Raw genomic sequence first — 13715 nt, 5'->3', positions numbered from 1 at the left:
AATGTAACACAGTAAATACCATATTATAACATACAGTTCATTAGTAAGGTGTATTTAGTATGGAAAAAAGGCATTTCTCCCACACATATGTTACAATCTTGTTAAAAAGTGTTAAAAGCCAGTACAAACTGGAATACAACTTTAGGTATTTTTCTATAACCTTTCTGGAGGAATTAAAAATGGAATACACAAAGGGATCGATTAAAGATTTAACCATTCATAGTAAGGAATTACAAGAGGATATTCAAATACTCGTTTACCTTCCTGCTAATTTTTCACCTTTATATAAATACTCTTTATTGATAGCTTCAGATGGACGCGATTACTTCCAATTAGGAAGAATTGGACGTCTAGCAGATGAACTAATACAAAATAAAGAAATGGAGAACACCATTATTATAGGTGTGCCTTATAAAAACATTGAAGATCGCCGCCGTAAATATCATCCTAAAGGGGATCAACACGGAGCATACATACGTTTCCTTGCTCATGAACTCGTTCCATTCTTGGACCAGGAATTCCCGACCTACCAAATGGGAATGGGCAGAGCCTTAATCGGTGACTCACTTGCTGCAACCGTCTCATTAATGACAGCACTTGAATATCCACATACATTTGGTAAAGTGATTCTTCAATCACCATACGTAAATGAAAACGTGATATCTAATATAACTAAGTTTAATCAACCTCACCTCGTTTCTGTTTACCACGTAATCGGGAAGGAAGAAACAGAAGTTAAAACTTCTACTGATCAGAACAAGGATTTCTTAACACCAAATCGTGAGTTATCCAAAATTTTTAAAGATAAAGGGTTTCCATATTTCTATGAAGAGTTCGATGGAAATCATACTTGGACATATTGGCAACCAGATTTAAAACGTGCTCTTAAGCAAATGTTCTAGGGTGATTAATATATTGGTGTATGCGTATAGATACGTTAGATAACACTACTAAGGGATTTGCCTAGTAAGGACTAGGAAAAAATTACAAATTAGTCATAAGAACCCGTGCTTTTTAAAATGATATAAGAGTATAATTAATATAATATTTTTTGAAAATTTGTTATAATATTTAATAACTTTTTACATGGGCTTATTAGAGTTAAAAATGATAGTAATTGGAGGTATTGCTATGAAATTTGGAATTGTTATTTTTCCATCAAAAAAACTGCAAGACTTAGCGAATTCTTACCGAAAGCGATATGATCCACATTATGCCTTAATTCCACCGCATTTAACGTTAAAAGGACCATTTGACGTTTCTGAGGAACAAATTAAGGAGATTGCAGAGAAATTACATGGAGTTGCGAAAAGATTCAATCCACTTCATATCAATGTCCCTAAGTTTAGTTCATTTCAACCAGTAAACAATGTCATTTATTTAAAGGTTGAGCCAACTCAAGAATTACAAGATATTCATGAGGCAATTGATGCTTTACAAATCGGAGAAACTTCAGAGTATTCCTTCGTTCCTCATATTACAGTTGGACAGAAACTTTCTAATGATGAGCATTCAGATGTTTATGGGTCCATTCGAATGCAAATGGTTAATCACGAAGAGGTTGTTGACCGCTTCCACCTTTTATATCAATTAGAAAACGGCTCTTGGACTGTCTACGAAACATTTCGTTTTGGAAAGGAATAAGTAACAATGGAAGTTAGAAAAGTAACAAACGATCAAGAACTAGAAGATGCTTTTACTGTTAGAAAAATTGTATTTGTTGAGGAACAACAAGTACCAATGGAAGAAGAAATTGATCAGCATGAATCTGAATCCGACCATTTCGTTCTTTATGATAATAATGAACCTATTGGTGCGGGAAGATTTAGAGTTCTTGACGGATATGGAAAAGTAGAGAGAATCTGTGTGCTATCTAATAAAAGAAAAAGTGGTTCCGGTAAAGCTATCATGAATACGATTGAAGATTTTGCTAAGGCCAAAGGAATTTCCTCTTTAAAGCTTAACGCTCAAACACACGCCATCCCGTTTTATAGTGGCTTAGGTTACGAAGTTGTATCAGAGGAATTTCTGGATGCAGGCATTCCACATAGAACAATGAAAAAAAATCTATAATCATGGAGTCTCTCCTCAAATAATCGATTTACTTACTTAGAAAAACTCTTGTCTATTTAGGCAAGAGTTTTTAATTTCTCCAATAATATCTTAAGTTTTTGCCAAAAATAACAACTAATTGGGTCTATACATAAGAAAAAATTAAAGGGGTTTTGGAGATGGAGTTTGTCCGTATAATTGTAGAATTGGTGGTTGGTTATTTCGCTTTATTTCTCTTAACCAAGTTGTTAGGAAAAACACAAATTACTCAATTAACACCATTCGATTTTATCTCTGCACTCGTTCTTGGCGAACTAGTAGGAAATGCATTATACGACGAAAACATTGGAATTTCTAAAATTATTTTTGCAGTTACAGCATGGGGATTGTTAATATACACGACCGAAGTGGCTACCCAGAAGTCTAGAAAATACAGAAGCGTTCTCGAAGGTACCCCCTCCATTATTATCTATAAAGGAAAGATTGATTATAACTTATTAAAAAAATGTAGACTGGATTTAAATCAGTTACAGCAATTGCTCAGAGGGAAAGATATATTTTCAATACGTGAATGTGAATATGCGATTCTAGAAGCAAATGGTTCTTTGAGCGTGATAAAGAAATCACAATATTCTGCTGTTACACCAACAGATTTAAATTTGCCTACACAACCGCAAACTTTACCTTTAGCTTTAATACTAGACGGAGAAATTGAACATGACAATCTTAGGATTGTTAACTGGGATGCGAAAAGACTAGAGACGGAAGTGAGAATTACTGGGGCACATGGAATAAAAGATGTCCTTTATGCTGAATGGAAAGAAGGGGAAGATTTGTACGTTCAAAAGTATGAAAGTGGAAGCTAACCTTATACACTTTCACTAAAATACTTTCCCTTCCCTGTTATTTCACTATAAGCCTTTTCTATGTCAAATCTTCTATTCTTCTGTAAAGATTTAGATTTGTTGTGAGGTTTTCTAACGGCTTCCTCTTTTGTAAATGGTTGAAATTCTTGGTTCTTTAAAGGCTTAATCTTATTTATTGGTACAAAATGAAAAGGATCATGAGGCTTTCTTAAATCTCTCTCAGCGTACTGACTATATTGATAGTGGTTTACCGGTGCAATATACCCCAACTCTTCACCTTCTTTCAATTCTTTAATATTAGTTATATATATTTTTACCCTTTTGGAAAAATGAAACATTTCTAATTATCCCTTTAGAATATGTATACGTTTTGATATGATAAGGTTTGTCTTATTTTTTATGTATATTCGCAAAACACATCTCTAGAACTAGCAATAAAATAGTGATTTCTTAATTAATAGTAATTAATTCATATTTACATATAGTATTTTTGAATCATATAGAACTTTTCTTCTAAGGGGTTAAAAAATGAACACAGCCAATCATGGACCTTCATTAATCAAACTTGACGAACTGAATAGGGAATCCTTTCAAACCATATTTGATGAAGGAAAAAAGGGTAAACTTAAGTGTCCAGTATGTGGAGAACAAGTTCGTTTATATTTAGGTATTGAAAAAAAACCTTATTTTTATCACATCATTACGAAAAATGCTCCCTGCCAGGATCCTATACATACTAGTAACCAAACAACAGAAAAGACTGAATATGTTGAAAGAAACGGATTTAAAATTCCTGTTTCAAGATCAATCAGTTCGACTGAGGTACCGAATGTGTTTAAAGAAGCTAGACAAGTAAAATCCGTTCAAACCTTTGAACAGAAAACTACTAATCTTGTAAACCGACAAGAACCATACCTTCAACTTCTTTTAGAGCAAGGAGTACATCTTGATAACAATCAGTTAAAGGCTGTTACTCATGTAGACGGCGCACTTTTAATTGTTGCTGGTGCGGGAAGTGGGAAAACTCGTGTATTAACCACAAGGACGGCATATATGCTAAACGAAAAACAAATTGACCCGCGTACAATGATGCTTGTAACGTTTACAGCAAAAGCAGCCTCAGAAATGAAATCACGACTTTCAAACTATCCGCTAATGAACAACAGACAAATTCATCAATTACTAACAGGGACGTTTCATAGTATTTTCTATCGCATCCTTTCTTTTCATTCCCCTGATCAGTGGTCATCTAATAAACTCTTAAAGAAAGAGTGGCAAAAAGAACAAATCATTAAAGATGGCGGAAAAGAACTTAATTTAGATGAAAAGGAATTTGCTTACGATCTAGCGTTACAGCAAATCGGTTACTGGAAAAACTCCTTAACTCTTCCACATGAAGTAAAACCTGAATCTGACTGGGAAGAAAAAGTAGTCTTTCTTTATCAGCATTATGAGAAATTAAAGACACAGCAACAGTTGTTTGACTTTGATGATATGCTGTTAGGTTGTTATCACTTATTTATAGAGAATCCGAAGCTCCTAGAAACCTATCAAAATCGCTTTCAATATTTTCTTATTGATGAATTTCAAGATATTAATAAGGTGCAGTATGAATTAGTGAGGATGCTTTCAAATCAATCGAAGAATCTTTGCGCAGTAGGTGATGATGACCAATCCATTTATGCCTTTCGTGGCAGTGATCCGAAGTATTTACTTCAATTTGAAAATGATTTTCCAGATGGCAAGTTAGTGATCTTAAATGAGAATTATCGTTCAAGTCATGAAATTGTCTCCACTGCTAATCGTATTATTGATAAAAATAAAGAACGTCGTCCCAAAAAAATGAATGCTCAATTCTTGAATGACCGCCTTCCTACTTTATTCTTTCCTTATGATGAAGAAGAAGAAGCTACGATGGTTATTCAGGATATCCAAGAAAAAATAGAAGCTGGATATGAGCCCAATGATTTTGCCATTCTCTTCCGAACAAATACAGGAAGCCGAGCCATTTTTGAAAGGCTAGCCAACTCCAGCCTTCCTTTCAGGATTGACCAAGATGTTGAACCTTTTTATGAGCGATATATCGTAAAAGGAATGCTAGCTTTTTTACGATTAAGTTTTAATGAAGATGATCAAAATGCCATTAAAGATATTCTGCCTTCATTATTTGTTAAACAAAGTGTATTAACTGAAATTAAAGGAAATAGCATTCTAAAAGACTGTTCCCTATTAGAATGTCTAACAGAGGTAAAGACTGGTTACGCTTTTCAAGAGAGAAAATTAAAAAAGCTCGTTTCGGTTGTACGATCACTTTCCAAGCTATCTCCTATGTCAGCCATTGAGGTCATAGAAAAAGAGCTTGGATACGGTGACTTTATAAAGAAACGTGGAAACGAAGGAAATAAATTAGAACGAGGGTCAGATGACATCCGTGATTTAAAGGTAGCAGCAAGAAGCTTTCAATCCATCGATGATTTCTTAGATCACGTTGCACATATGACGGCAATGAATAAAGAAATAAAAAATTTAAGCAAGCAAAGAGAACATGCCATTACTTTAAGTACCATCCATCGAGCCAAAGGGCTGGAGTATAAAATTGTCTATATTGTTGGAGCTGTTGATGGCAGCCTTCCTCATGACTATGCTCTTGAGTCATACCGAAATGGAGACGAAGCGCCACTAGAAGAAGAAAGACGTCTTTTATACGTGGCTGTCACTCGGGCAATGGAGCAGCTCTACATCTCTGTACCAGAAAAACGCCGAGGCAAAAAAGCCTACATGTCAAGATTCCTTCAACCAGTAAAAAAATAGTGATTAAAAAGAAGAAGCTTTCCTCGACAAGGTAAGCTTCTTCCTTTGTTTATAGCTGGCGATTTTTTTTACCATCCAAGTAAGTAATTTGCTCTTTCCGATTCTATTGTTGAAAAGAGCATATAATGATTAACTATTATTTTTTATTAATCATTTTTGCAATTGTGTTAAAGTCCAATTGCTTTCCATCTGCAACAATGCTTTTTACAATTTTGTCTTCCATGTCTTTTGGAACTGGTTTGTTAGCAATTTGTGAAACTCTTTTTATTACGTTTCGAACCGTATTTTCATCTTTGAAATTTGCACTTTGCAAAGAATTAGCTAAGTCAAAAATATCCTTCATATTAACGCCCGTTTTCTTTTCAATATTCTTAAATAAATGATTATCCATATTGTAAAACCACGCCTCCTTTTCGAACTACTGTTATCTTATGAAGCAAGGAGAAAAATGTGATTTATTTGGACAAGGCGTATTTATTAACTTTGTTAAGATTTTATCTCTATAAAAGATTTATATATATGTTGCCCGTTCCTTTCCGCTCCAGGCACTTGCTTTCCGCAGGGAGGAAGTCGAGCCTCCTCGCCGTTCCGGTCTGCGGGGTCTCGACCTTTCCTCTATTTCCTGCTGGAGTCAAGTGCCTTCCGCTACAATCCACTCAGTGATTTAAATGTTGTAAAAAACTTATTTTACAATAATGGCTAAAAAAAGATAAACACCACTCTTAATCAAGAATGGTGTTTATCTATTCTGTGGTACTAGCAAGTTTTGTAAAAGCTTGCACCAACGATGATTAATAAGATGAATAGTACAACGATTAACACAAAAGTTGAACCGCCGTAACCAGCACCACCAACACCGCCGTAGCCGTATCCGCCATATCCGTAGCCCATGTATGTCACCTCACTTTTACATTAGACTCAATATAATCTATGTAAGGGGACAAAAGCTTGTATAGGCACTGTCCTAAAATAGGACAAAAATTAATTATCCTTTTGGTTTAAATATTAATGCACCAATAAAACCGAATACAATGGCAGCTGAGATCCCTGAACTGGTTATTTCAAACATTCCTGTTAAAACTCCAATAATTCCGTGTTGCTCTGCTTCTTGTAAAGCACCATGAACGAGTGTATTTCCAAAGTTCGTAATAGGTACCGTTGCTCCCGCTCCTGCAAAATCGGCTAGAGGTTCATATAACCCTAGCCCATCTAAAATAGCACCAATGACAACTAAAAGACTTAATGTATGAGCGGGAGTTAATTTAGCCACATCGAATAGTAACTGTCCAATGACACAAATAGTCCCTCCAACCACGAAGGCCCAAAAAAACATTGGTAACATTCTTATTTCCTCCCTTATGAACTCATTTCGATTGAAACCGCATGAGCAATGCATGGAATGCTTTCACCTTGCTGAAAGGTTAATGGTGATAATAAGGCGCCCGTTGCAACAACGAGGATTCTTTTATATACCCCTTGTCTCATTTGTTTAACAAGATGTCCATATAAAACAGTGGCTGAACATCCTGCCCCACTTCCGCCTGATTGAACCGGTTGGTCTTCCGTATATAACATCAATCCACAATCTCTAAATTTTTGTTCGTCAATATTCAGACCATTATTGATCAATAATTCATAAGTAGTTTCCTGTCCAATCTTCCCCAAATCTCCTGTTACAATTAGATCATAGTAGGAAGGATCAATATTTAAATCTCTAAAGTGAGCGGTAATGGTATCTGCTGCAGCCGGTGCCATCGCTCCGCCCATATTAAATGGATCAGTCATTCCCATATCAATGACTTTACCAATTGTAGCAGAAGTGGTAACCAACATGCCTTTTTCTTGTTCATTCTTCTTTAGTAAGGCAGCACCCGCACCGGTAACCGTCCATTGTGCAGTTGGTGGTTTTTGACCACCATATTCAGTTGGATACCTAAATTGCTTTTCTGTAGCCGAATTATGACTGGCAGCTCCTGTTAGAATGTAGTTCGCACCGTTATTATCAATAATAAATGAAGCTAAAGCTAAGCCCTCCATTGAGGTCGAACATGCACCAAAAATCCCAAAATACGGCATGGCAAGAGTTCTTGCAGCTAAACTTGAAGGAGTAATTTGATTAATCAAATCACCTGCTATAAAAAATTGCACCTGCTCCTTCGATACTTCTCCCTTTCTAAGAGCTGTTTCCGCTGCTCCATCCATTAACACTCTTTGGGCTTTTTCGTAAGAGTCTTCCCCCATCCAAAGGTCTTCATGAATAATATCGAAGTCCTCGGTTAAGTGACCTTTTGCTTCAAATGGACCAGCTGCTACCCCTGTAGAAACTATGACAGGACGGGTTTTAAATACCCATGATTGTTTTCCTTGTAGCATCTATAACACCCCCCACTGCATTAAAATGGTTTTAATGAGCGCAACCACAAAGGCAGAAAAGACACCAAAAAGAATGACTGACCCTGCCAGCTTGAACATGTTTCCACCGACTCCAAGGACAAATCCTTCAGTTCGATGTTCAATCGCTGCTGAAATAACTGCATTACCGAAGCCAGTAACAGGCACAGCACTTCCTGCACCAGCAAACTGCCCAAGATGGTCATATACGCCAAAGCCAGTTAATAACATCGAAATAAAAACCATAGTTGCAACCGTGGGATTCCCTGCCGTTTGCTCTGTAAAATTAAAAAAGTATATATAAAAATAAGAAATGGCTTGTCCTATGGTACAAATCAGTCCACCCACTAAAAAAGCTCTTAAACAATTTTTAAGAACCGGTCTTTTTAATTCATACTTTTGTTCAAGTTCTTTATATTTTTGTTGTTCTGGTGTCATTTTCTTTTTACCCAAGTTTAGGGCCTCCTTTCTATGTTAACTCATTCCTTAATTTCACAATTCGATCAAAGCGTTCCTTCGCTTTTTTCTTAGAATAATTTGGGTTTTTCATACTTTCATGTAACTCGACTGCTTCTAAAAATATCTTATAATCGCTCGAAACTATAAACGTGTATTTTGGGTATTTTTCCTCAAGTAATTTTGTCATTTTTTTCTCAATTTGCTTCATACGGAAACGTTGTAAATGTTTTACTTTATAAGCTACTAACATTTCCTTATCTTTCTTTATGACAGCCACATCATAAAGTTCTTTAAACTTTGATATCTCCCTTTCAACATCCTTAGCAACATCCATCTCTTTATCTTTATTCTCTGATAAAATGGTTGGACTAGGATGGGTGGTCTGCAAAAGCGCCAGTCCACTTGTTTTCGGCCCATCATTATTACAAGCTGACAGTGAAACAAGATAAAAAATAGTAAGCATTAATGTAGCTGTTTTTTTCATTAGCTTCCCTTCCTGTTGTCTTATTTAAAAAGCCTTAATATAAAATATATTTTCCTCGAAACCATAATAAATTATGAATGATATCATTAAGCATCACCTTCCAACTATTGTAAAAAGGGGGGATTTATTGGTTTTAATAAAAAATTAGCTATTAAAATCTTCTAAACAAAAAAACACCTGCCTAATTATTAAGCAGGGTGTAGTGAACCTATTTATCCGTTTTCCTCTTCCCGCATCCACAACCTTTTTTTCTCTTCTCCTTTTTTGTCGGTGTTACTTTGGCTGGTGTTGGTGATGGCGCTGATGTTTTCTTCTTATTGTTATTCATCATGATTCTTGACTCCTCCGTTTTAGGCTATATATAAGAAAAGCTATTTACGTAAAAAATTACTGATAAATTAGCTTATGTTAAAGCCCTTCTACATGTATACACGAGAGTCTACTTCCTTTAAAAAATCATTAACTTAGGTTATCCACCGCTGAACTAAAGTTTCAATAATAGCAGCAACGGCAGCAACAGCCAAAATCAGCAATAAAGGGGTGGCTACTGTTGGCCACAGTAGATAGGATACACAAAGAAAAATGGAGGACCAAATTCCTGTACACCAATAACAGCTCAACAACTCTCCGATGAACCCTTTAATGAATCCCTTCTTAGGAATGTAGTAAACCTCCTCCTCTCCGTTTTCGTCTAATTCCGTAATCTCTTCAAAGAAAGGATTTCTTATAAATTCAGTAATTTTATCAAATACAAGTAGCCTCGTTAGACGAAAGCTTGCCAGTGAAATGATGAGTAACTCTAATAAGGAAAAATTCATTTTCAGATCATCTCCTAGTCAAATTACACGCCCAATTTTAAAAAAAAGGCGTTTGTCCGTTACCATACAGGCCCTAGTGCAATATGTTATTAGTGTAAGTATCACAACTAGAAAAACAAGGAGGAATTATAAATGGGTTGTGGAAAAAAAGATAACGATGTACTAGGCGCCAGAACAAATTGCGTATGCGAAGTTGTAAGAGCGATAAAAGATATTCAGGATGCTGCAGAGGATGTATGTGAATGTCCTACTAACTGTTTCCAAGAGCCCCTTGGAGCATTAGTATCACCAGCAAGAGCTCAGAGAGCAGATACTCGTGTATTTGTTTTAAAGACGGCTGACGGTTCTCCTTTCCATGCATTCTTCAGAGGAAGAGACTGCTCATGTGTGTCTATTTTCTTCCGCGTAGAAGACATCTTTGATAACTGCTGTGCAACTTTAAGAGTATTACGCCCAATCACAACTGGCGGTGGAACAGTTGATTTAACAGGTGACTACAAAGACAAATGCTGCATCGACTTAAACGCAGTATGTGAAGTAGAAGGATTTGTAGCTACAAACGACTGTATCACAGTAGATCTAACATGCTTCTGTGCTATCCAATGTATCGCTGACGTAGACCTAAACATCTGCGACAACTAATTCATTAGTAGTTAAATCATGAAAATAGAAGAAAAGATTGCGTAAGAGATGGATAGCTCTTACGCATTCTTTTTTTAACTGTTTTCGTAATTGATTGTTAATATTGTAAAAATTTTAATACCAATTTTTACCCTATTGTAGCTAAAGAGTACTACAAATTTTGATGGTAAGGCTTTTTCTAAAACAGATAAAATTTTTAAAACCAGTGAATGATAAATTCTTAATAGGTATTTTTTAACAAGTAATGAGCAATATAGTTTTAGAAAAGAGCCTTTTTGAACAAAAAAGCTGGCCAGTCATACAAAGTAGACTGGCTAGCTTTTGTTCATATAAATTGTTTCATTATCTTAAAACCCTAACATTCTAACCTCTTTTAATTCGCTTATAGCGACATGCGTTTTCGACTTATCCATTAACTTTACTTCAATCGAATCTTCCGTTTTTCCTACAAGGAATCCTTTTAAACCTTTAGCTTCTGTTTGGAATAGACAAGGAACTGGAGGAAGTTGTTTTGGGAAATTCAATAAGTAATCGAGTCTTTCTAATGTTGTCATTTCTCTAAAGCTTTTGACTCGTTTAACAGACGATTCTTGCTTGACTTCTGTTGAAGTCGGTTCTTCTTTCATGGTTACCTGTTCATTATACTTTTGAACAATCTCCTGAACTTCTTCTTTTGTTGTGACTGGAATTGCTTCTTCCTTTTTGATCTTGCTAAAAATCGGTTCTTGAACAACTACTTCTTTTTCCGATAGAGGAGCTCCAAAAAATCCTGGCTCTCCTAAGCTTTCTAAAAAGAATCTTTTCCGTTTCTTTTCTTTAATTGGGGCAGTTTCTTGTGTGGAGTTCCCTACCTCTAACACTTTCTGTTCTTCTTTAAAGGGCTCCTTTTTCTTTTCCTGCTTTTCCTGTATCTGTAATTCTTGCTCCTTAAACTTTAACTCCCTTTGTTCTTGTTCCTTCTGCTTCTTTAACCATTCTTTCTTTTGCTTGATTGCTTTTTGGGCAGAATAGGTTTCTTGCATCATTGGCTTAGGGGGCTGAAAGGATGGCTGATGAATATATAATAGGGGCTCTCTCTTTTTCGTATGTTCTTTCATTTTTACACACCTCCAAACAACTGGTTCTTCCTATATGTATGCAACAACAGCTTTTTCGTTTACTGAAGTTCTTTCTCGATTTAATTAAATGTCCCGTTTTCCCATTGCCTATGTATTTAAAAAAGTCATTACAAAAAATTTACAATTCGGTCATTTTTTCTTAACAAATTTTTGTTAATGTCGAATTATGGAATTATAAGAGGAATGAGGAAAACAGCTATGAGCTTATTCATGGAAAAACAAAGTTCTTTGATTGATCCAGATATACCTATGGAATTAGAGAGCAGGAGGGAATTCCGCAGCATTATTCTAAACAGAAATTTACGTATGTTATTTCAACCTATTGTTAATTTAACCGATGGAACTATTTTTGGCTATGAAGGATTAACTAGAGGTCCAAAAAACAGTCGCTTTCATTCACCATTAGAGTTATTTGGATATGCAGAACAAAGCGGTTCTTTATACGCATTAGAAAAAACTACAAGAGAACTGGCTATTAAACATAGTCCTACCTTATTAAATAATAATGAGAAGTTGTTCATAAATATTAATTCTCAAGTGGTTCATGATCCAGATTTTACTCCTGGACATACGATCCAGTTACTAAAGCAATACAATCTTTCCCCTTCTAATGTTGTATTTGAAATTACGGAGAGAAGTGCTATTGAGGATTTTACTGCATTTAGAGAAGTGTTGAACCATTATAGAGCTCAGGGCTTTAAAATTGCTGTAGACGATGCAGGTGCGGGATATTCCTCATTGCAAGCCATTTCGGAAATTATGCCTGACTTTATTAAAGTAGACCGGTCCTTAATAAGTGATATCCATCAAAATGATATAAAAATAAATATATTAGATGCTTTTGTGACATTTGCTAAAAAAATGAAAAGTACGATTATTGCAGAAGGAATTGAAAAATCTGAGGAATTAAAAAAAGTAATTGAACTCGGTATAGATTGTGGCCAAGGATTTTACCTTGCTCAACCTAACTATCCTGTAATGGAAATACCTAACTTCATTAAAGAGGAAATTTCTCATACTCGAATGTTTGTCCAACCTGAGACAAAAACCCACATTGTTGGGCTCAATGACACCATTATCATTATGGATAAACATGAAATATTGAAAAAATCGATTGTAAATCGTTTATTATAAAGCTATTGTCTAAAATTTTATGTTATAAATTGTTTTTACCCCCCGATAAAAACAGTTAGCCCGCTTATAAAAATAAGCGGGCCATTTAAATTATCGAGCTAGGATATGATAACCTGAGTCGACGTGAAGGTTTTCCCCAGTAATTCCACGTGCAAGATCGCTAAATAAGAATAATGCAGCGTCACCCACTTCTTCTTGGGTAGTAATTCTTCTTAGAGGTGCATTTTCCTCGATTTCTTTTAAGATGTTATTAAAATCACTGACACCTTTTGCTGATAATGTACGGATTGGTCCTGCAGAAATAGAGTTCACTCTAATTCCGTACTGGCCTAGATCAGAAGCTAAATATTTTACACTAGCATCTAAAGAAGCTTTTGCCACTCCCATGACATTGTAGTTTTGTACTACACGCTCTCCGCCTAAGTAAGTTAAAGTTAGGATACTTCCGCCTTCAGTCATTAATCCTCTTGCTTCCTTCGCAACGGCTGTTAGAGAATAAGAGCTGATATTATGAGCTAATAAGAAGCCATCACGAGTCGTATTCATATATTCCCCTTGCAACTCTTCTTTGTTAGCAAAAGCTATACAGTGAGCAACCCCATGAATCGTTCCTACTTGTTCCTTAATACTAGCAAAACATTTTACAATATCTTCGTCACTTGTCACATCACATGGTAATAGAATAGAGTCATTAGCGCCTTCTAGTGTCTCTACTAAATCACGAACACCTTTTTCAAATCTTTCACCTGCATATGTAAAAATTAGTCTAGCACCAGCTGTATGAAGAGATCTCGCAATTCCCCATGCAATACTACGTTTATTTGCAACACCCATAACGACAACGTTTTTTCCCTGTAAAGAAAGTGTCATGAATATATCCTCCTATAAATTAATACATGTTATTAGCACCTAGTACTAATACTACAATATTCTAGTAAAA

At 35.6% G+C, this 13715-nt stretch carries 18 protein-coding genes; 7 read left to right on the top strand and 11 right to left on the bottom strand.

The features are described from left to right. Positions 1 to 179 precede the first annotated feature (179 nt). The 4 genes from SM124_RS01365 to SM124_RS01350 all read left to right on the top strand — a co-directional run bounded on the left by SM124_RS01365 (position 180) and on the right by SM124_RS01350 (position 2918). Positions 180 to 902 carry an alpha/beta hydrolase gene (locus SM124_RS01365; RefSeq protein ID WP_322444690.1) on the top strand — a complete coding sequence of 241 codons (723 nt, stop codon included), beginning with the start codon at positions 180 to 182 and terminating at the stop codon, positions 900 to 902. 229 nt (positions 903 to 1131) lie between these two features. Next, on the top strand, positions 1132 to 1644 hold the full coding sequence (locus SM124_RS01360) for a YjcG family protein (protein ID WP_322444689.1): 513 nt from the start codon (positions 1132 to 1134) through the stop codon (positions 1642 to 1644). 6 nt (positions 1645 to 1650) lie between these two features. Next, the gene (locus SM124_RS01355; protein ID WP_322444688.1) at positions 1651 to 2073 is read left to right on the top strand and encodes a GNAT family N-acetyltransferase; all 423 of its coding nucleotides are present in this window, start codon (positions 1651 to 1653) and stop codon (positions 2071 to 2073) included. 158 nt (positions 2074 to 2231) lie between these two features. Beyond that, a complete protein-coding gene (locus tag SM124_RS01350; RefSeq protein WP_322444687.1) occupies positions 2232 to 2918 on the top strand; it encodes a DUF421 domain-containing protein in 687 nt (228 codons plus the stop codon). Between the two features lie 2 nt (positions 2919 to 2920). On the opposite strand, the gene SM124_RS01345 is transcribed toward SM124_RS01350, so the two are convergent. Further along, positions 2921 to 3256 (bottom strand): hypothetical protein, encoded by a 336-nt coding sequence (locus SM124_RS01345; RefSeq protein ID WP_322444686.1) that lies wholly within the window; start codon positions 3254 to 3256, stop codon positions 2921 to 2923. A gap of 190 nt (positions 3257 to 3446) precedes the next feature. On the opposite strand from SM124_RS01345, the gene SM124_RS01340 reads away from it, so the two are divergent. Beyond that, entirely contained in the window at positions 3447 to 5729 is a 2283-nt protein-coding gene (locus tag SM124_RS01340) for a UvrD-helicase domain-containing protein (protein ID WP_322444685.1), read from the top strand. A gap of 136 nt (positions 5730 to 5865) precedes the next feature. Here SM124_RS01340 and spoVIF read toward each other — a convergent pair whose 3' ends face one another. From spoVIF to SM124_RS01300, 8 genes are all read right to left on the bottom strand, one after another. Then, positions 5866 to 6120, bottom strand: coding sequence for a sporulation-specific transcription regulator SpoVIF (spoVIF, locus tag SM124_RS01335; RefSeq protein WP_322444684.1), 255 nt, complete (start codon positions 6118 to 6120; stop codon positions 5866 to 5868). A gap of 365 nt (positions 6121 to 6485) precedes the next feature. After that, positions 6486 to 6620, bottom strand: a complete 135-nt coding sequence (locus SM124_RS01330) for a YjcZ family sporulation protein (RefSeq protein ID WP_322444683.1) — start codon at positions 6618 to 6620, stop codon at positions 6486 to 6488. A 94-nt stretch (positions 6621 to 6714) separates the two neighbouring features. After that, positions 6715 to 7071 (bottom strand): stage V sporulation protein AE, encoded by a 357-nt coding sequence (spoVAE, locus tag SM124_RS01325; protein WP_322444682.1) that lies wholly within the window; start codon positions 7069 to 7071, stop codon positions 6715 to 6717. Between the two features lie 14 nt (positions 7072 to 7085). Continuing rightward, positions 7086 to 8102 (bottom strand): stage V sporulation protein AD, encoded by a 1017-nt coding sequence (gene spoVAD / locus SM124_RS01320; RefSeq protein WP_322444681.1) that lies wholly within the window; start codon positions 8100 to 8102, stop codon positions 7086 to 7088. Further along, positions 8103 to 8573, bottom strand: coding sequence for a stage V sporulation protein AC (spoVAC, locus tag SM124_RS01315; protein ID WP_322444680.1), 471 nt, complete (start codon positions 8571 to 8573; stop codon positions 8103 to 8105). It lies immediately after the preceding gene. Positions 8574 to 8589: 16 nt separating this feature from the next. Next, positions 8590 to 9063, bottom strand: a complete 474-nt coding sequence (locus tag SM124_RS01310) for a YhcN/YlaJ family sporulation lipoprotein (RefSeq protein WP_322444679.1) — start codon at positions 9061 to 9063, stop codon at positions 8590 to 8592. Positions 9064 to 9271: 208 nt separating this feature from the next. Beyond that, positions 9272 to 9394 carry a hypothetical protein gene (locus SM124_RS01305; RefSeq protein ID WP_322444678.1) on the bottom strand — a complete coding sequence of 41 codons (123 nt, stop codon included), beginning with the start codon at positions 9392 to 9394 and terminating at the stop codon, positions 9272 to 9274. Between the two features lie 133 nt (positions 9395 to 9527). After that, positions 9528 to 9881 carry a DUF1360 domain-containing protein gene (locus tag SM124_RS01300; RefSeq protein WP_322444677.1) on the bottom strand — a complete coding sequence of 118 codons (354 nt, stop codon included), beginning with the start codon at positions 9879 to 9881 and terminating at the stop codon, positions 9528 to 9530. Positions 9882 to 10013: 132 nt separating this feature from the next. On the opposite strand from SM124_RS01300, the gene SM124_RS01295 reads away from it, so the two are divergent. Beyond that, positions 10014 to 10523, top strand: a complete 510-nt coding sequence (locus SM124_RS01295; protein ID WP_322444676.1) for a CotY/CotZ family spore coat protein — start codon at positions 10014 to 10016, stop codon at positions 10521 to 10523. A gap of 347 nt (positions 10524 to 10870) precedes the next feature. Here SM124_RS01295 and SM124_RS01290 read toward each other — a convergent pair whose 3' ends face one another. Continuing rightward, entirely contained in the window at positions 10871 to 11620 is a 750-nt protein-coding gene (locus SM124_RS01290; protein ID WP_322444675.1) for a CotO family spore coat protein, read from the bottom strand. Positions 11621 to 11839: 219 nt separating this feature from the next. On the opposite strand from SM124_RS01290, the gene SM124_RS01285 reads away from it, so the two are divergent. Then, complete coding sequence (locus SM124_RS01285) at positions 11840 to 12775, top strand: EAL domain-containing protein (protein ID WP_322444674.1); 936 nt, start codon at positions 11840 to 11842, stop codon at positions 12773 to 12775. Between the two features lie 90 nt (positions 12776 to 12865). On the opposite strand, the gene fabI is transcribed toward SM124_RS01285, so the two are convergent. Further along, the gene (gene fabI, locus SM124_RS01280) at positions 12866 to 13645 is read right to left on the bottom strand and encodes an enoyl-ACP reductase FabI (RefSeq protein ID WP_322444673.1); all 780 of its coding nucleotides are present in this window, start codon (positions 13643 to 13645) and stop codon (positions 12866 to 12868) included. Positions 13646 to 13715: the final 70 nt, after the last annotated feature.

It is taken from the genome of Robertmurraya mangrovi, assembly GCF_034427655.1.
Classification (GTDB): domain Bacteria; phylum Bacillota; class Bacilli; order Bacillales; family Cytobacillaceae; genus Robertmurraya_A; species Robertmurraya_A mangrovi.
The sequence above is the reverse complement of the archived record's forward strand: the minus strand, read 5'-3'. Positions and strand labels throughout refer to the sequence as shown.